Source organism: Olivibacter sp. SDN3 (genome assembly GCF_014334135.1).
In the GTDB taxonomy this organism is placed as follows: Bacteria; Bacteroidota; Bacteroidia; order Sphingobacteriales; family Sphingobacteriaceae; genus Olivibacter.
Window position 1 is genome coordinate 5,019,773 of the sequence record NZ_CP060497.1, and the last position, 17,526, is coordinate 5,037,298.

The following is a 17,526-nucleotide window of genomic DNA, read 5'->3' on the forward strand; positions in this document are numbered from 1 at the left end:
GAGTTTAGTGAAGTCAATGAGCGATTTTATCGCAAGATCTGAAAGTATAAAACAGGGTTGTTCATTTCCGATTGAAGTGTTTCCTAAGAAGTTTCAGAAAATCTTAAATCACTACTCATCCATTAAAGGTTATCCGATAGACTACTTTGGGTCGTCGGTAATAGCGGCATTGTCGGCAAGCATCGGCAGTAATTACTCACTACGAACCATAGACGGATATAAGGTGAAATCAAATATATATTTAGCGATAGTCGGTAGTCGAGGCCTGAATAAATCAGAAGCCGTGAATGACGCCTTTAAGCCGGTGGATGAATACACTTCTGAACTCTATTTGCAATACAAAGAGGAAATGGAGGATTACCGTGAAGCTAAAGAAAATAAAGACGAGGGCGCGATAAAACCGTTGTTTTTAAAACCCATAATAAATGATGCTACACAGGAAGCTGTCATAAGTCAGTTAGCGAACAATTATAAAGGTACTACTATAAAGGTCGATGAGCTTGCCGGACTGCTAAAATCATTTAATAAATACAGGGAAGGCGGCGACCAAGAATTTTACCTTTCGGCATGGAGCGGCGGATCTTATAGCAAGGAGCGTGTAGGAAGTGATCATGTTTATATAGCTAGCATGTATCTTTCAATCGTCGGAACTATACAACCAGCGGTAGCAGAGCAATGCTTTCAAGACAAGGAAGAGTCTGGACTATTTGATAGATTTCTTCTTTGTTGGCCTGAGCGAACAGTGAAGCCATACCCATCGCATAGATGGTTAGACCCTGCGATTGAGGGGGAATATTCTTCAATGCTAACGCGTCTTCTTAAATTCAAGTTAAAAACGGGAGAACACATAATACAATTGTCCTATTCTCGAGAATCTGGAGACATTGTGAATAACTGGGTAATGGCGAACATTGATCACGAGAACATAGATGAAATAACAGAGCGAGAACGCGGTATAAGAGCAAAATTGGATATTTACATACACCGGTTTGCGCTCATTATGCAGATAGCCTACAACGTCTCAGACGATCTTATAGACGATGAAATGACTTATATATCCACTGAAGCCGCAACCGCAGCTGTGAGTCTATGTAATTACTTCTTAATCATGGCTGATAGAACTCGGTTAAAACCAAAATCCGACATGCTGACCGGCAATTGGAAGGAACTGTACGACATGCTGCCAGATGATGGAGCAACATTTAATACGGCGTCTTTTAAGCTTGCTGCTGAAATGATAGGTATTAGCCCGCGAAGTGCGGAGCGGTGGTTAAAAGATAATTCGCAAAGGAAAGATCCTGATAGGATTTTTGAGAAGATTAAACATGGTCATTACGCAAAAACATTAAGAAATGACACCAGTAAAGTTAATGGTTGAGTTGGAGGATTTTAGAGCCAATGTGCCCGAGATCAACGGCAAACGGCAGGCTATTCCCATTAGAGTGGGAGGTGTTACATGGCCTTGTGTATTTTCCGCTATAAGCGCACTGGTTGATAGGTTTCTAATGGCTCAACATGATCAAAGCATAATATGTCAGATGAAATCGTTTTACGAAGTAATATCTGGAAGCGCTATTGAGCTGGATCAAGTAACAGTAGTTGACCCAAATAAACAGCTAAAAAATCTATTTAAAGAGATTCAAAGGCTTTTGGAAGACAATATATCTTGTACTGTCGGAGGTGAGCCGGTTTCATGTCTCAAGAGCACTATAAGAGCTATATGGGAGGGATATAGATGCACATTGGGACGGCAAGAAAACACTTACTGGCAAGATCAGATAAGGAATGTATACGAAATTTTTAATTTAAGCAATTCAGAACAATGAAGAAGAACAAAAAAAACCGATCTAGTAGACGATCATCCAAAATGGGAGGCATCAAAATAACCGACCTGATACCTTCCAAGTACGTCAGGTTAATGATGTCTATACAAAACAAATCACACATAAAGGGAATGCCCGATCTCTTTGATCCTGTCGACCTGTACTGCATGTTCATTCACCGAAACGTTAATTTCTTCTTAGGAATTCGAAACGGATTTCCAGTGTGTGTTTTCCATGCCGAAGAGATAGGGAAATTCGGGTTTATTATGGACGACATGTTTGCTAGATCAATGGGATACAGAAACGCTGACGAAATGGCGGGCAGCGATGAAATGCTGGATTTAGCAAACAACCTATCAGGTACGGGAGAGGAATTTCCAATAGTAGATTCGATGAGAACCCTGCTAAAGCAAGAAATAAACAAATAAAAACAATCAATATGAACACAGCAATTGAAAAACAAAAAGAAAAGGCTTTTGAGCCTATATTGATCTATGACGGAGTCAAGGATGCTAATGGGTTTCTTTCAAAATTATCGCTATTAGGGATAGATTTGCGGAAACTGAAAAATGACTTTATAGAATTTGCGGAACCCATTGGTGGGGTATGGAATAAACAAACCGCTAAAATCGCTATAAATAGTGGAATGACAGCGTTGATAGACAGTTTATGTATAGATTTCATTGGTAAACAGAACAAATACCTAAGAAATGCCGTAGATAAAGAGCTTGCCCGCCCACGGGAAGAATTTGACGCTAAAGTATATGTTTTTAACCGGGCTGTGGAAAGGTCTAGAATGGATAGCGTACACGGTTATTACCCAAGCAATTTAACTTCAGCAGACTTCCTGCCCATCAATGATACCGGTGAAATCGTGGTAACAGAGGAATATAAAGCATTGGTGAAGGAGCAGTTCAATAAATATATAACCAATGAGAAGGATGCCGAAATTTTAACCTTGGTAAAAAACCTATTAAAGGAATGGGACGAAATGAAGTCTAAGTTGGGGGACTATTCTTATCATCTATTATCTAGTATGAAAACGGATGGTCCTGACGGTTCGACCTTGAAAATGCCTTCAAGTACAACTCTTGCATGGATAATTGAAGAAAGGAAAAAAACAACTAAATAAATAAGGAGGAAATAAATATGGATTTACATAGAATTGCCCAAAAAGTAGTAGCTGATCAAAAAAAGAAAGAACAAGAAGGGGCTCAAAAAGCTTCTGCTAGCGAAATGGTTGATCTAATGAAACAGATGGCCGCGGAACTACAGGCTTTAAAGAGCGCGAATCCCACATCCGGTCAGGCTGATAAATTAAACCAAAGTAGAAAAGAGGATCTTTTACTAGCAATTACAGAATCGAGCAAAGAACACAAGCAAAAGGTATTGAGGAGCTTCGAAAGGATGAGTTTCACGTCGGACGACGACTTTAACCAATTCCTTGAAGATGAAAAGGCGTACGTGCAAACACTTCAGCAACAGGAATCGAATTCGAAGCTTGGAAAGGATTTTCCCAAGCCGGGTATACCTGGTAATTCTGGCGTCGCCTCTATTGACGACCCGGTACTTGACGAGGTTATGAAGAATATTCGTATTTAACATTACCGCCCCTGGTAAACAGGGGCGTTTAATTTAATGTAACGATGAATAAAAAAAACAGCCCCCCCCTACTCACCAAAGAACCGGTCGTCATAACCAACATGGATGATGTTCAGCAGTGGAAGGCAACTTACCTATCCCTAATACCCGCAGTGGACCTAATTAGGAAATGTTACAATGAGTTGTCTACTGTCACAAAAGATAGTTTTTCGCAAGGCACACTGGTTAAAATCTATAAGGACCCGGCCTTTATTCAAGATGTAGTTGACAAAATTGAAAGCCACTACGGCACGAAAGATTTTGTCTTATATATGGCGAAGGTTGAAAAGCTATATCAAGCGATAGATGCTTTTAAAGGTATAATTAAGCTCGATAAAAACCAGCACAGCAACATTGACGGCCGACCATTCGGTAAAGACGATCTCCTACACCCTTCAAATTATCACTTTGATGGCGATAGGCTAGTGTGGTCAGGTCAATACGAAATGTATGTTAAGTATTATTTTCGAGAGTACATCATTTGTGAAGATTAAGTTTGCTATCGGGCTTACTCGATTTTAGGCTATCAAAACAAACATTTATACCCTGAAATCATAGGTTCGAATCCTCATCACTCTCACAAAAGCGCAAATAAATATTCTTATCTGGACTATACAGGTGTATTTTTTATTTTAGGCAGCAATTTTGGTAGCAAACAACCTTCAATTCGTTGCCTTATTTTATTTTGTTTTTCCGATTGGCCTGATTGAACACTATCCGTTTTCGTAAGTGCTCGCTTCTACCCTACTTTTATATAGTGTTTTCAAGAGATATAAAAATGAATAAGGAGTTTTTAAGGATTAATGATGCCGCTGAGTTTCTCGGTATTACTAAAAAAGCGTTGTATATACAGGTGTCTAGAGGTAATATCACCCCTTTACGTCGCGGAAAGCTGTTATATTTCAAACAGTCATATTTAAGATCACTAATAGAAGGAGAAGTATAATATGCCTGAGTTAAAGTATGTTATTACCGCTAGGGATGATAAAAGCCTTGAAAAAGCCTTGAAGCGGGCAAATAAAATGGCTGCGGATGCCGGCAAGGCAATGACGGACGCCGCCGATAAAGGCGCAAGCGGATCTAAAAAACAGGCGGAGGCTGCGAAAGAGGTTACTAAAGCCGTACAGGAACAGGGAGAGGCCGCTGCAAAAGCGGCAAAAGACGTTACGGAAGGAACCGATAAAGCTACCGAAAGTGTAAAAAAAGAGGCCGCTGCACTAAAAGAAGTTGACAAAGCAGCGAAAGATGCCCATGATTCGCTGTTATCTGCCGCCGGTGCCGTAAAGTACATGGACGAAGAAACGCAGAAACTTACCCAACAGAACGCTAAGCAGTTAGCCGTTTTAAGTCAAGTTGGCAACAAATACAAAAACTTGGTAAGCGATAGTATTTCCGGTTTTGAGGCACTGTCCGCCACTACTCAACGTCAGTACGATAGACTGTCAAAATTGGAAATTGAATTAACCAATATAGCTGCTGCTCAGAAAGATCTATCGAAATCCTATGATTCCGGGAATATCACCCAAAAACAATTCCTTGAAGGCTCTAGAGCGCTTTCTGTACAGGAAAATGAAACCCGGCAGCGTATCTCGCAACTTAACGCCGAGATACAGCGAAACAGCAACATTGAGCGAGCAGCTATAGGATCTATTGCAGAAAAGACCGCAAAATTAACGCAGCTCCAGCAAGAATATACCGCCCTGTCTCAAGCTCAGCGGGAAAATGAAAAAGTTGGCGGCAGGCTCCGTAAAGAATACCAGGCCCTGTCAAAAGAAGTAGAAGGACTGAACAAAGATCTGCAGGGATCATCGGTCGGGGGATTGGGCGGGCTTCTAACCGGACTCAAGGGGATAGCAGCTGCGGCAGGAATTGCTTTTGGTACGCAGCAATTAATCAGTTTCGGTATGGAGCTGTTTGATATAGCTAAGAAGTCAGAAGGTGTGAGGATAGCTTTTGCACGAATAGGTGATTCAAATGATCTTCAAAACTTACGCGAAGCAACAAAGGGTACCGTAAACGATTTAGAGCTCATGCAAGCAGCTGTACGGGCAAAAAATTTCAAGATCCCGTTGGATGTACTGGCAAAAGGATTACAGTTTGCGAAACAGCGTGCTTCTGATACCGGAAAAGAAGTAGATTTCCTGGTCAACTCTTTTGTAGATGGTATTGGGAGAAAATCATCACTCGTATTGGACAACCTTGGTATATCTGCTTCGGAGTTACAACAGGAAATTAAAAAAACTGGTGATTTCGCTCAAGCGGCAGGGAATATCATACAGCGGGAAATGGAGGCCGGTGGGCGTGCGGTTACCACGTTGTCTGACAGATCCAGCGCTCTAGCCACTATTTGGGCGAATCTTAAGACTCAGATAGCCGGCGTCTTCTCGTCTTTTGACACAGACAAGATAGGCCGTATGACAAAAGCTTTTGAAAGAAACAATCCAATAGATAGGCTCAATCCGGAACAGCGCGTTAGGGCCATAGAGATTCAAGGTGAAAAGATCATCAAGGTGCAGCAAAAGATTGATGAACTGGAGGAGAAAGCTTCAAGAAGGGATGCGTCCCGCACCTCCGGTGAGCAAGCATCGATAATGGCGGAAATACAGCGCCTACGTGAGCGGGAACAATGGTTATCAAACGGTTTGAGCTATCTTAGAGAGCAGAATAGAGAGCTTGCCAAACAGGAGCGTATTTCAAATGGGTTGGTATCCAATGAAGAGCTGAAGCAACAAATACAGGCAAAGCAGTTAGAGGCTGACCAGCTGATTGTTTTCGGCAAATATGATGAGAAACGGCTAAAGGCTCTGAATAAAGAGATAACCGACCTGCAGGCTTTACTTGACAAGAGGACAGGTAAGCAGGATAAAAAAGATAGTGAATCGGCTATAAAAGCATTAGAGCAGGAAGGGAAGGAACGTAAACGGATATTGGAGCAGTATGCGGATGTTACTACGGAATATACCCGTAAAGGAATGAACGAAGACGAGGCTCAGATACAGTCAGTCCGCGATAAATACTCGAAGATACGCAAGATAATTGCCGATTTCAATGCAAAAGCCAAAGGTGAAAAAATAGGTCTGGACGGTATAGATATTGATGAGCAGCGCGCTATAGACAATCTTAAGTATCGTCAGGAAACGGAGCGATATATGCAGTCTCTCGAAGAACAAAAGGTATTATTTCAAAATTACGAATCATTTAAGACAAAGTACGGCCAAGATGAAGCGGATAAGCGCTACTCACAAGATCTAGATGGATTTAAATCGTATGTTGATAAACTCCAAGACGAAATGAAAAAGCTGGAAGATACCGGAGCAACCAGAGATCTTACAGGCCCTGAGCAGGAGCGTTTAAAAGCCCAAAAGGAAGAACTGAAGAAAGCTAATGCAGATGTTGCCAAACAGGAAGAACAACGGTACATCGAAGCTTTTGAGGCGGCTATTACCCATAATCAGCGAATGCTTGAAATTGACAGGGATTACCATACTAAAGTGAAAGCTTTAGGCGAAACCGCATCTAAGGATCAATTGGCAGAGTTAAAACGCGTCAGAGATCAGCGCGTGAGCGAGGAAACTTCTGCGAACCTAGCTATCATTAACGATTGGGAAAATATGTTTTCGGTAATGGAAGGTTTAGGGCGGAAATCTGTTCAAACGTACCTAGATCAAGTTCAGGAAAGGGTTGACGCAGAACACAAAGCCGGTAAACTTTCGCCAAAGGATTATCAGGAATGGATTGATAAGTTGAATCAGAGTAATGAACAACTGATGCACCGCAACCCTTTCATAGCACTTACTACCCACATAAAGCGGTACATCAAGGCGTTATCCGATAGTAACAAAAAGGAATCGGAAAAACTGGAACTGCTGCGAAAAATCGGTGCCGCTGCAAATGTTGCTTTCGGAGATTTGAACAATGTAGCTTATACGTTAGCAGACGGTTTGCGAGAGGCGGGTATAGGTGGAGATAGACTAGTTGAAACTTTAGGGCGGGTTGGTAATGTTCTAGGAGGGCTCTCTGAGCTTGGTGAGGGTTTAGCCACTAAAAATCCGGTTACAATAATTACAGGCGCTATACGTACCCTATCGAGTGTTATTGGATTATTCAATACCAAAGATAAGCGTATCCAAAAACAGATTGAAGGCTATGAGAATGCGCTTAAATCACTGGAAAGGCAGTATACCCAGCTACAGAGATCGATCGAAAACAGTGTTGGGAATTCATTCTACGATGACAGTGCGGCTGCAGTCAATAACCTACGTCAACAAATAAAAAATCTGGAAGCGGCACGGGACGCCGAAAGCCGGAAGAAAAAAGCCGACCAGGGGAAAATAGAAGCTTACAACGACCAGATAAATGCCGTCAATAATACAATACAGGACCTTCAAAAAAGCATAAGCGAAAATCTGTTACAAACAAACTTCAAGACCTTATCCGACAACCTAGCCAATGCTCTTTTAAGCGCCTTTGAAGCAGGTGAGGATGGTATAGAGTCAATGAATAAAACATTTGACGCCTTTATTAAGAATGCTCTGGCCAATAGTCTCAAACTAGCCATGATAGAGCCTCTTATGGAACAGATGACCAAAGATTTAACAGACTACATGCTGAACAACAATAAGTCGCTTGTGGGCTATGATTTTACCGGCTGGAGGGATCAACTCAACGAAGCGGGCAAAGATTTCAATAAAGCACTCGAAGAAGCATATAAAGGGTTGGGTCTCACGACGGAAAAAGAATCTCAACCGCGCGGCATGTCCGGGATGATCGGCCGCGCAATAACTGAGGACACAGCCAACAAATGGATGGGCGTCCAGCTGAATATGTACACTATAGCGAAAAATCAATTCGCGGAAATACAGTCGCATTCAAAATTGATGCAGTCATACGTGTCGATAGCTCAAAAGAATCTCGATACCGCCTTGGGTATCGAGAGAAATACGGCTGAAACAGTAGGACAACTTAAAGTAGTGGTAAATAGGTTGGACTTAGTGGTCACTAACACTCGCCCGCAATATGACCTTGCAAGAAATAAAGGATTGGGATAAATAAGATAAAAATGAATAGAGAACAATTGATAAAAGATGCTAAATCTGCCGGTATAAGCCCGGATTGTTTGAAGAGGCTACATAGATGCAACACAGAAGAAAATCTGATACAGTTCTATAAGGATGCTATTGATTTCGGTATGGAGCATAATTTTCCGTCTTGTGGGTTCTGGAAGGATAACAGCCCAAATAAAGAAGAGTATGGTATACATGTGGATGAGACATTCACTTCAAAAAATCACGAATTTAACGTGCTATTGGGAAGTTGTGACGCTAATTTAATCTTTGATGGTTACACTGTAGCTCAGGCGTATGTAAAGGATAATTCCAGCGTGGCAATATTGGCATCTGATAAAGTCTATGTAATGATCGATTGTTTTGACGATAGCGCTGTAAATATTGATGCCTCCGAAAAATCAAAGGTAGTGGCCAATGTTTACGGGAATGCTGTTGTAACATGGACTGATCGATCAAAAGGCGCTGTGATCGTTAATCAGAAGAATAAGGCATGCTATTGATTTTTTAGCACCTTCGCACAGGTTTAGGTTGATTTGACCCTTCCATACGAAAGCCCAAGTAGTTAAGGAGGGGTTCTTGATTATGTAAAACTTAGGGCAGCTGATGCTCTGATTACCGTCCGTACCTACCACGTGCGGGCGGTTGATGATATCGTTGTGGTTATAGAGATCATTCGGGGGGTTCTTTAGAGGTGTAATCCAGGTACTCAGCATGTACCAAACCGTCAATAGAGTCAGTTAGATGTTGAATTTTGTCATCTAGGATGCGATCCCATATTACGTTGGTCGGGTAGCTATCACACTCTGTAATGCAGCCATTCTCCACCTTCATACGGAAGCAATGAGCTTGCATTCTATTAGGATTTAGTTTTTTACGATAGGTGCCGCTTATTTCTCCATTTTTATCGTTCAGATCGCCATCTTTAATCTCTACCCGGATACCTCCGAATTCTTCTTTAACCTTTTCAGATATTATTTCTTTCGTTAATGCCATAATAGCAAAGGTACTTGAAAAATAAATTAGATTCTGTTAGGGGTAAACATTTCTGTTAGGGGTACAGTTTTAGGTTGAACGCCCCTCCGATCTTGCTAGAGTGAGGAGGGGTTATAACACTCTAGTGATCTGATAAACGACATGGTGACCGCCGTCGCCTTCCCAGCCTTCAACATGCTTAAATTCATAATATTTACTCAAGAAGGCTTTAAATTCATCCACGTTTTCAAATGTTCTCTTCCCGTTTATCTCGTTGCCGTGAATTATATCAAACACCACATATGCGCCCTCTACAACTCCAGGATTTCCTAATCTGTCAGCACAATCTTTAAGGTAAACAGGGTTAAATGGATACTGATACTTCTGGTATTTAGTTAAATCTTTCTGTAACATAAGTAATATAATATATATTCAGCACCATTACTGATCAATACAAATATAAATACAAAAAACGGTGAAGTGTTGTGGTGTGATGCATTGGAACTGAGCAGGTTTTTATGGTTCTAAATCCGGGAAAAGGTACTCGAACATCTTGTTTGCAGACTCGGATATATCCTCATGACCATCATTGTTATTGTTGAGAACAAGGTATGTACTGTTATTAATATCTTCGAAATGACTAAATTGTTTTTCTCCAAATGTGTTTTCTATAGCCCTTCTGTATATTCTAAATCGCTTTGTATTTCTTCTGTTCTCTTTTATCCTGTTAACCGGATCATAGCTGGTAGACCCTAAAAACCCAAAGTTAGCAAACTTGTCTTTTTTCAGTAGATAAAGCATGATCTTAAGGCATGTTGCAACAATCCTAGAGCACCTATGTTCACCTGTAAGTATATTAAATCGCTTACTACTGCCTTTGAGGTATTTCGGGTAATACTTAATAACGTAAATGTTATTAGTATATTTTTCAACTTCAACGATGTATATCCTGCCGCGTCTGGCAAATTGGGAGGGGTCTGTTTTAAACTTAAACGTTATTAGACGTTCAAAATATTTCTTTCCATGTGAAATCTGATCATCAACCTTTTGGAAATGGTATGACCCGTCGAACATTAGGGGACTAGGTACTTATAGGCAGAACATCTTGAGTTTTTTAAATCTTTTGTTGCCCTCCTGACGAAATTTGATTTGCCAGCCTTTTTATATTGATTCAATGGTTTTATAGGAGACAAAGAAACCATAGTGTCGTATTGCGCCTTAAGGCTACTACCTGAATGTGTTTGAGGAACTAGGATACCCATATCAATTAAAAAATGTGAGACGTTGATACCATGCAAACATACATAATTTCGAACAAGTTTTAAAAAATTGAAACACTATTTTTATATTACTATTACAAACTATGCAACAAAGCGCGGTAAAGCGGAGTAAATATATATAAAATATTCCACCTTTTCCCTACCTATGACTCCGTCCCACATAAAACAAATACGCCAATCTATACGTTTAAAGGATAAAACCCATGGCAATAGCAGCATTGATAATCGGAATGATAGTAACACTGGCAAGCGTACTTCCGTTGCCCAGATACTTTACAAACTTTTTGAATAAAAAGAGATTCACTAAATTATAGGGAGCCGACATAAGATATAAGCCCTACACCACAAGGGCGCACACATCAGCGTTAAGATGTAATCCGGTTTCTCACACGGCGTCCGGCACTAACGTTAAAGTGCCTATAATCTTATATGATCCGTATATTCAAGCAGTGCTTCGTCCATCTTTCGGTAAGCAATCTCCACAAACAATTTAGGCCACTTTAAACGTTTTAGCGAACAGTACTTCCACGTATCACCTGTGCGCCTAAAGCGATGCCTTACCCCGTTTTTATCTGGCAGGTCTATGTAATAGCTATCCGCATAAAAAAACAGCGTATACTCTATGAAAATAAGCCTACCATCAAAGTCAATTGTTATCGTCCCCTTGCGCTCCATATTTACTAATATTATTAGCAATTATAGGGAAAAATCACGAGTTTCAGCAAAACAGAATCCTGAACACATTTTCTCATATTCATAGAAATTTTTACATACTTTTGCACAGTATTATCAATTTAAACTATTATTAATCATTAACCGGGAGGTAACACGAAAAAAAAGGACATACTCCCAAACACCCTAAACTAAATCGAATGAAAAAATTACTACTATCGCTTATGGTCTTTTTGCCCGCTTTCGGGTTTTGTCAGACTATGGAATTAACGCCTAATGGATTCGTTGACAAAGACGACAACAGCAAAAGTTACGTGGTCCTAACCTTCGACGGCGTAAGTCAGGCCAATCTATTCAAGAAGGCTAAGCAGTTTGTCAATCAAAGTTACAATAGTCCGAAAACTGTATCGAGTGAAATATCAAATGAACAACTAGTAATTGATGGACGCGATTCTAAGGATATTCGCGTCATATACCACGTTAGCGGGCCTAACTTATGGAATTTCACCTATAAATATGAAATGCAGTTCAAGGACGGGAAAATACGTTTCGCGCCCTTGTTCAAATCGTTACGGAATTCAGAGAATGCATCTGAGATCACCTTAATAGGCGCCGGGGTGTTGGGTTCAGCAACCGGCATGTTTAATAAGAAAGGTAAGGCATCTAGGGAAAAAGGCAATCAAGCAGTAGAAGAATCCGTTAACTCATTTATTAGTGAGCTCAAGAAAGCTATTGTAACAAAATCTGACGATTGGTAAAGCAAATAAAAAAGCCCTTGTTACAATCGTATCAGGGGCTTTGAGTTTTAACCTTCACAGCAATTTATGAAGTGATACAAATATAGTAAAAACTATTGATCAGATTTATTTTCATAATCCTGAATAGCCTCATTTCCCGCTTTCGTAACAAGTACCCGATAAGGTTCCGACTGTTGTTCTATTCGAATTATTTCAACTAGCCCTTCCTTATCTAAATGTTCAATAACACTTGGATTGAATGATTTGTAATCTCCGCGAGAGCTTAACCCTATTAGCGTTTCATAATGTTCACGAGATAATTTCATAATTGGAAAATTAATGGTTTAACAATTTGTTTGGTTTACTACCCTTTTTACCACCCCTATCTAAAAAAGAAAGACAACTAGTTAAAAATCAACTAATTGCCTTTCATAGGTGCGGAGAGAGAGGGATTCGAACCCTCGATACGCTTTTGACGTATACACACTTTCCAGGCGTGCTCCTTCAACCACTCGGACACCTCTCCAAATAAAATTCATTGCCTTAAAAAGGAAAGCAAAAATAGCGTCTTTAAACCAGTTGTCAAAAATTAAATAGGATTCTTTTTTAAAGAATTGATATTAAATGTTTTAAACCTGAAAAATTCATCAAAAACGTTTTTTCAATATCTAATCGTTTTTCTTATGTACCTAAACTGCCGTTGCTTTTAACATGAAGTTATGTAGCTCATAATTTTTTATAAACGGCTTAAGTGTTTCACTACCTGGTCCAAACATGGTCAATTCAACAAAATCCGATGAATGATCCATCGAACCCCATCCAATTGATAAGTATTTTTTCTGAATCTCTGCGTAAAATCCAAAAGGTAATTTACGCGGATTATACAACCCATCGCTGTCTAATTGTTTGTAGTGTGACAACAATTCTTTAGCTTCCGCATCAGCTAGACGATAGCCCTGCGCGTATTCTATACGCTCAATCAACTTGGATGCCGTATATGAACGATCCACACCAGTTAAAATCCAGTCGTTGGTGTGTTTGAAGTTTTGCACGCGATCAAAGTTACTATTAGCATTTGATCCCGAGAATAGTCCTGGATTTGCGTTTCCATGATCAGTTGTAATAATTACAAGCGTTTCATCATCCCTCTCAGCAAAACCCATAACTTCTGCTATTGCTTCATCAAAAGCTAGCTGATCATAAATCAACGCACCAGCATCATTAGCATGAGCAGCCCAGTCTACTTTCCCGCCTTCGACCTGCAACACAAAACCGTTTTCATTATGCTGTAATTGACTGATTGCCGTACGCGTCATTTCCGCTAACGAAGGTGTATCTACTTTCAACTCTTCGTCAGACGCACGATCTAATGCATACGGTAATCCATCTTCATAAAAAACACCTAACAGCGGCTTATTCAACACGTTCAACGCAAGCATTTCGTCTCTATTCCTTACAACTTCGAAACCATCCTTTTTATAAAGCGAAAAAAGATCTTGTTTATCTTCCCGTTTTTCAGCAGTAAAAAATTCAAGCCCACCTCCCATCATTACGTCAAAGCGTAAATTGTTGTATTGCTTTGCAATACCAGGTTGATCATCGCGTATGCTACTATTTACACAAAATCCCGCAGGGGTGGCATGCGTAATAGGAACAGTTGTAACACATCCTACTGATTTACCTGCTGCTTTAAATTTTTGTAATATGGGCTCATTAAAAGATCCATCCGCGTTTACATTAAGCGAACCATTATTTACGCGCACCCCGCCTCCCCATGCTGAGCTGGCAGCTGCAGAGTCGGTAACCAACGAATTGGCGGAAGCCGTATCCATCAGTGCCCGAGAAACATGCCCTCTTTCATACAACGATAGCCAATTACTTGAGCGCCCTTCCTTACGTCGCAAGAACATATCGGTCATTGTTAGTGTACCGATGCTCATACCGTCACTCACCATAAAAATTATATTTTTCGCCCTGTTTCCTAACGTCTTGTCTGGCGAAATTGAAGAGGTTCCTGCCAACAACTCGAGTGGAGATAAGAAAGAGGTGCCTAAGGCGGTCAATGCTGTATTCTTAAAAAAGTCTCTGCGCTTCATGCAAATTCGTTATTTGTTTTATCAATCAATTACATGGGTTTTCCAATGAAGTCACAAATATATCCCATTAACAATAAAATGCAACTAAGTTTCATTTTAATTTTGTGTTAACTAATTGTCATCGATAAATTCTTAATTGTTTTGGTCCTCCATTTGCGCATCAGGTTTCTGGTAATTTCATCAGCTAAACAAATGTCGCCCAACCTTAAGGCTTACGCTTACTCCATCTCTCCTCAATTTTTTGTTTTAAATTGTGTAATCAGTATTCTGGATATGTTCTTCATAAGGAAAAGCCAAGGTCTAGTAAGGGTCCATTAATATAACAAGAAAGGGTTTATTCAATGTTGATTTAGAAAGAAGCGAATAGATATACATAATTGACAGTCAGACGCTCATATAGCACCTATATATTAGATCATCTTATTGCAGAAATTTTAGACACTAATAAGCTGATCAATAACCCGAAGGCGCCGATGATTGCATAAGAGTATTTCAGGTTGGCCAATTCAGCCACATAACCGATTAACGGTGGTCCCATTAAAAAACCCAAATAACTCACACTTGAAACCATGGCCAACGCAATACCAGGCGGTACTTTCGCATTTCTTCCCGCTACACTATAAACTGTAGGCACGACTGTGGCAACTCCTAAACCAACCAACATAAAGGCTAAAGTTGCGGGGACGATAAACGGAAACAGGACGGCAATAAACATTCCGATGGAAATGAATAGTCCACTAATTTGAAGAACTCTTTTTCTTCCTAACCGGGCGATCAATTGATCGCCCACAAACCTACCACCAGCCATCATGATCATAAAGGATGCATAACCGAGAATCACTAAGGATTGCGGCGCATGTACAATTTCTTTAAAATATACCCCACTCCAATCGAACATAGCGCCTTCAGTAGCCATGCTACAGAAACCTATTACACCTAATTGTAAAAGAACGCCTTCGGGTTTTGAAAACAGGCGCCCTCTTTTCGCAGATGGATTAGTTACTCCACCGATTAAAAATCTTCTATTGACAAATATATTTATCCAAACCAGAAAAGTTATAAACCAGAAGTGCGTATAAGGACTCACCTGTAGATTTATCATCAATAAACCAATCAATGCCCCCGTGAAGCCAGCAATACTCCAAGCACCATGAAAAGATGACATAATAGGTTTTTCGAACAAGCCTTCTGCTGCCACTCCTTGGGTATTAACCGCGATATTACACATGTTACCCACTACGCCAAATAAGAATAATGCAACTCCCAAATGCCAGGCCTGACTGGCCAGTCCTAAATTTGTTAGTGTCAACGCGTAAAGTGCTGCAGCTATAGACAACACACCTTTGCTTCCATACTTGGTAACTAAGCTGCCTGAAATTGCCATAGTGGCCAGTTGCCCCAAAGGTAGGGCAAATAATAAACTTCCGAGTTGGCCTTCCGAAAGGTTTAAAGCAGTCTTGATATCTGGTATTCTACTTGCCCAGGAAGCAAAAGCCAAACCCTGACCAAAATAAAACAGTGAAACAGCTAAACGGATGCGATCACGGTTATACGTAGCGATTGTTTGAACTTCTTTTTTCACAAAAATGACGCTTTCTTTTTCAACACAAAGTTTATAAAAAGAAAGCGTATAATCTATGATATTTTAAAAGATTCTTATCGATAGATTATACGCCAGCTGATCAAGTCGTTTTATGCGTCTATAGGTTACAAATCGCTAATGGGTCTATATTTAGGCACCAAAAATTTCATAATAGCCCAGGCAATAAGGTATGCCAGTGCACATATGGTAAACATAATGGTATAGCCTGTTTGTATATGTCCCAGAGCTTTATAATGATCGAACAATGCACCACCAAGTTTAGACATCACGACGCCGCCAATTCCCCCGGCCATGCCGCCAATACCAACTACAGAACCAATTGCTTTCTTAGGGAACATATCAGATACGGTGGTGAAAATATTAGCGCTCCATGCCTGATGGGCTGCTGCTCCAACTCCTATTAATAAAACAGGCACCCAGTGACTAATATGTCCGAATGGTTGAGCTGCCAAAACCACTAATGGAAAGAGCGCAATCACAAACATAGCTCGCATCCGCCCATCGTAAACCAAGTACCCCTTACGTATAAAAAACATCGGAAGCCAGCCCCCCCACACACTTCCTATCATAGACATCGTATATAACACTGCTAGCGGGAGCATGACACCTTCATCAACAATATCATATTGTGCTTTCAAAAATGCTGGAAGCCAAAATAAAAAAAACCACCAAACGCCATCGGTCATAAATTTACCAACGGTAAAAGACCAAGTCTGCCTATACCCAAGTAGCTTAAACCACGAAACTTTGTCCGCCGGCTTTACTGGCTCCTGCACAACTTCCTGTGCTTCATCGTCGTCATTTATATATGCCAGCTCTTCAGAAGATAATCTTTTTTGCTTTTCTGGATTATCGTAAAAGATGAACCAAAGAATAAGCCAGATGAAACCGACGGCACCAACAATAATGAATGCCGCTTCCCAGCCTAAATGGCTATAGATCCAAGGAATAGTAAGCGGTGCAAGAACTGCACCTATATTGGCTCCTGAGTTAAAAATGCCTGTTGCCAAAGAGCGTTCTTTCTTTGGAAAATATTCGGCAGTTGCCTTAATTGCCGCTGGAAAATTACCTGCTTCACCGAAAGCTAGAACGGCCCTCGCAAACATAAAACCGACAACCGAAACCGAAAACGCCGATAAACCAACGAAGCCCAAGATGGCAACCAATGACTCGCCAATAGGAATAGCCAATGCGTGGATCATTGCCCCAATAGACCAAACAATAATAGCCCAACCATATCCCCATTTAGTTCCTAATTTATCAATAATACGTCCTGCAAACAACATACTAATCGCATAGGCAAACTGGAATATTGCAGTAATGTTTGCATAATCGGTGTTTGTCCACCCGAAAATTTCCTCCAATCGGGGTTGTAATAAGCTTAAAACCTGTCTATCGAGATAATTTACTGTTGTAGCAAAGAAGAGTAAGGCGCAAATCGTCCACCTGTATTTGCCGATGGTCTGTTTTTGGTTCATTATTTCTGGTTATATCATTTAATTAGGTGAAAAGAAGAAAACGTTTGCACGTATTAATTTTATTAAAAACGCCTCTTTCGTCTACAATGATATCAATTTTTTCATCAATTCCAAAGCTTTCATCCAATCCCTATCACAATTATACATTATCTATTGTC

Annotated in this window: 18 protein-coding genes and 1 tRNA gene; 10 read left to right on the forward strand and 9 right to left on the reverse strand. The window is 40.4% G+C overall.

All coding sequences use genetic code 11. The features are described from left to right. Positions 1–16: 16 nt before the first annotated feature. From H8S90_RS21260 to H8S90_RS21300, 9 genes are all read left to right on the forward strand, one after another. Positions 17–1,378 carry a DUF3987 domain-containing protein gene (locus H8S90_RS21260; protein ID WP_187339808.1) on the forward strand — a complete coding sequence of 454 codons (1,362 nt, stop codon included), beginning with the start codon at positions 17–19 and terminating at the stop codon, positions 1,376–1,378. After that, a complete protein-coding gene (locus H8S90_RS21265) occupies positions 1,353–1,826 on the forward strand; it encodes a hypothetical protein (RefSeq protein ID WP_187339809.1) in 474 nt (157 codons plus the stop codon). Before H8S90_RS21260 ends, H8S90_RS21265 begins: the two co-directional genes overlap by 26 nt. After that, positions 1,823–2,251 carry a hypothetical protein gene (locus tag H8S90_RS21270; RefSeq protein ID WP_187339810.1) on the forward strand — a complete coding sequence of 143 codons (429 nt, stop codon included), beginning with the start codon at positions 1,823–1,825 and terminating at the stop codon, positions 2,249–2,251. The genes H8S90_RS21265 and H8S90_RS21270 overlap by 4 nt, the downstream gene beginning before the upstream one ends. An 11-nt stretch (positions 2,252–2,262) precedes the next feature. Then, positions 2,263–2,955, forward strand: coding sequence for a hypothetical protein (locus H8S90_RS21275; RefSeq protein WP_187339811.1), 693 nt, complete (start codon positions 2,263–2,265; stop codon positions 2,953–2,955). A gap of 17 nt (positions 2,956–2,972) precedes the next feature. Beyond that, positions 2,973–3,425: a hypothetical protein gene (locus H8S90_RS21280; RefSeq protein ID WP_187339812.1), complete on the forward strand. Its 453-nt coding sequence runs from the start codon at positions 2,973–2,975 to the stop codon at positions 3,423–3,425. A gap of 44 nt (positions 3,426–3,469) precedes the next feature. After that, positions 3,470–3,958: a hypothetical protein gene (locus H8S90_RS21285; protein ID WP_187339813.1), complete on the forward strand. Its 489-nt coding sequence runs from the start codon at positions 3,470–3,472 to the stop codon at positions 3,956–3,958. Positions 3,959–4,242: 284 nt separating this feature from the next. Beyond that, complete coding sequence (locus tag H8S90_RS21290) at positions 4,243–4,410, forward strand: helix-turn-helix domain-containing protein (RefSeq protein WP_187339814.1); 168 nt, start codon at positions 4,243–4,245, stop codon at positions 4,408–4,410. 1 nt (position 4,411) lies between these two features. Next, positions 4,412–8,512, forward strand: coding sequence for a hypothetical protein (locus H8S90_RS21295; protein WP_187339815.1), 4,101 nt, complete (start codon positions 4,412–4,414; stop codon positions 8,510–8,512). Positions 8,513–8,523: 11 nt separating this feature from the next. Beyond that, positions 8,524–9,030, forward strand: a complete 507-nt coding sequence (locus H8S90_RS21300; protein WP_187339816.1) for a hypothetical protein — start codon at positions 8,524–8,526, stop codon at positions 9,028–9,030. A gap of 169 nt (positions 9,031–9,199) precedes the next feature. Here H8S90_RS21300 and H8S90_RS21305 read toward each other — a convergent pair whose 3' ends face one another. From H8S90_RS21305 to H8S90_RS21320, 4 genes are all read right to left on the reverse strand, one after another. Beyond that, entirely contained in the window at positions 9,200–9,523 is a 324-nt protein-coding gene (locus tag H8S90_RS21305; RefSeq protein ID WP_187339817.1) for a hypothetical protein, read from the reverse strand. 111 nt (positions 9,524–9,634) lie between these two features. Continuing rightward, on the reverse strand, positions 9,635–9,916 hold the full coding sequence (locus tag H8S90_RS21310) for a hypothetical protein (RefSeq protein ID WP_187339818.1): 282 nt from the start codon (positions 9,914–9,916) through the stop codon (positions 9,635–9,637). 102 nt (positions 9,917–10,018) lie between these two features. Continuing rightward, the gene (locus tag H8S90_RS21315) at positions 10,019–10,303 is read right to left on the reverse strand and encodes a hypothetical protein (RefSeq protein ID WP_187339819.1); all 285 of its coding nucleotides are present in this window, start codon (positions 10,301–10,303) and stop codon (positions 10,019–10,021) included. 896 nt (positions 10,304–11,199) lie between these two features. After that, a complete protein-coding gene (locus tag H8S90_RS21320) occupies positions 11,200–11,457 on the reverse strand; it encodes a hypothetical protein (protein ID WP_187339820.1) in 258 nt (85 codons plus the stop codon). Between the two features lie 197 nt (positions 11,458–11,654). On the opposite strand from H8S90_RS21320, the gene H8S90_RS21325 reads away from it, so the two are divergent. After that, positions 11,655–12,212: a hypothetical protein gene (locus H8S90_RS21325; protein ID WP_187339821.1), complete on the forward strand. Its 558-nt coding sequence runs from the start codon at positions 11,655–11,657 to the stop codon at positions 12,210–12,212. A 92-nt stretch (positions 12,213–12,304) separates the two neighbouring features. Here the strand turns inward: H8S90_RS21325 and H8S90_RS21330 are convergent, their stop codons facing one another. The 5 genes from H8S90_RS21330 to H8S90_RS21350 all read right to left on the reverse strand — a co-directional run bounded on the left by H8S90_RS21330 (position 12,305) and on the right by H8S90_RS21350 (position 17,368). After that, entirely contained in the window at positions 12,305–12,517 is a 213-nt protein-coding gene (locus H8S90_RS21330; RefSeq protein WP_187339822.1) for a hypothetical protein, read from the reverse strand. A gap of 112 nt (positions 12,518–12,629) precedes the next feature. Beyond that, positions 12,630–12,717 (reverse strand) — tRNA-Ser (locus tag H8S90_RS21335). A gap of 163 nt (positions 12,718–12,880) precedes the next feature. Continuing rightward, a complete protein-coding gene (locus H8S90_RS21340; RefSeq protein ID WP_187339823.1) occupies positions 12,881–14,287 on the reverse strand; it encodes an alkaline phosphatase in 1,407 nt (468 codons plus the stop codon). A 415-nt stretch (positions 14,288–14,702) separates the two neighbouring features. Next, positions 14,703–15,869 carry an MFS transporter gene (locus H8S90_RS21345; protein WP_187339824.1) on the reverse strand — a complete coding sequence of 389 codons (1,167 nt, stop codon included), beginning with the start codon at positions 15,867–15,869 and terminating at the stop codon, positions 14,703–14,705. 125 nt (positions 15,870–15,994) lie between these two features. Next, a complete protein-coding gene (locus H8S90_RS21350) occupies positions 15,995–17,368 on the reverse strand; it encodes an MFS transporter (RefSeq protein WP_187339825.1) in 1,374 nt (457 codons plus the stop codon). Between the last annotated feature and the right edge of the window lie 158 nt (positions 17,369–17,526).

Bases quoted from the DNA above. Each gene is read 5' to 3' on its own strand.
- H8S90_RS21350 (WP_187339825.1), bottom strand. From the start codon at position 17,368: ATGAACCAAAAACAGACCATCGGCAAATACAGGTGGACGATTTGCGCC.
- H8S90_RS21265 (WP_187339809.1), top strand. From the start codon at position 1,353: ATGACACCAGTAAAGTTAATGGTTGAGTTGGAGGATTTTAGAGCCAAT.
- H8S90_RS21310 (WP_187339818.1), bottom strand. From the start codon at position 9,916: ATGTTACAGAAAGATTTAACTAAATACCAGAAGTATCAGTATCCATTT.
- H8S90_RS21340 (WP_187339823.1), bottom strand. From the start codon at position 14,287: ATGAAGCGCAGAGACTTTTTTAAGAATACAGCATTGACCGCCTTAGGC.
- H8S90_RS21305 (WP_187339817.1), bottom strand. From the start codon at position 9,523: ATGGCATTAACGAAAGAAATAATATCTGAAAAGGTTAAAGAAGAATTC.
- H8S90_RS21285 (WP_187339813.1), top strand. From the start codon at position 3,470: ATGAATAAAAAAAACAGCCCCCCCCTACTCACCAAAGAACCGGTCGTC.
- H8S90_RS21295 (WP_187339815.1), top strand. From the start codon at position 4,412: ATGCCTGAGTTAAAGTATGTTATTACCGCTAGGGATGATAAAAGCCTT.
- H8S90_RS21270 (WP_187339810.1), top strand. From the start codon at position 1,823: ATGAAGAAGAACAAAAAAAACCGATCTAGTAGACGATCATCCAAAATG.
- H8S90_RS21300 (WP_187339816.1), top strand. From the start codon at position 8,524: ATGAATAGAGAACAATTGATAAAAGATGCTAAATCTGCCGGTATAAGC.
- H8S90_RS21260 (WP_187339808.1), top strand. From the start codon at position 17: ATGAGCGATTTTATCGCAAGATCTGAAAGTATAAAACAGGGTTGTTCA.
- H8S90_RS21330 (WP_187339822.1), bottom strand. From the start codon at position 12,517: ATGAAATTATCTCGTGAACATTATGAAACGCTAATAGGGTTAAGCTCT.
- H8S90_RS21290 (WP_187339814.1), top strand. From the start codon at position 4,243: ATGAATAAGGAGTTTTTAAGGATTAATGATGCCGCTGAGTTTCTCGGT.
- H8S90_RS21315 (WP_187339819.1), bottom strand. From the start codon at position 10,303: ATGCTTTATCTACTGAAAAAAGACAAGTTTGCTAACTTTGGGTTTTTA.
- H8S90_RS21280 (WP_187339812.1), top strand. From the start codon at position 2,973: ATGGATTTACATAGAATTGCCCAAAAAGTAGTAGCTGATCAAAAAAAG.
- H8S90_RS21325 (WP_187339821.1), top strand. From the start codon at position 11,655: ATGAAAAAATTACTACTATCGCTTATGGTCTTTTTGCCCGCTTTCGGG.
- H8S90_RS21320 (WP_187339820.1), bottom strand. From the start codon at position 11,457: ATGGAGCGCAAGGGGACGATAACAATTGACTTTGATGGTAGGCTTATT.
- H8S90_RS21275 (WP_187339811.1), top strand. From the start codon at position 2,263: ATGAACACAGCAATTGAAAAACAAAAAGAAAAGGCTTTTGAGCCTATA.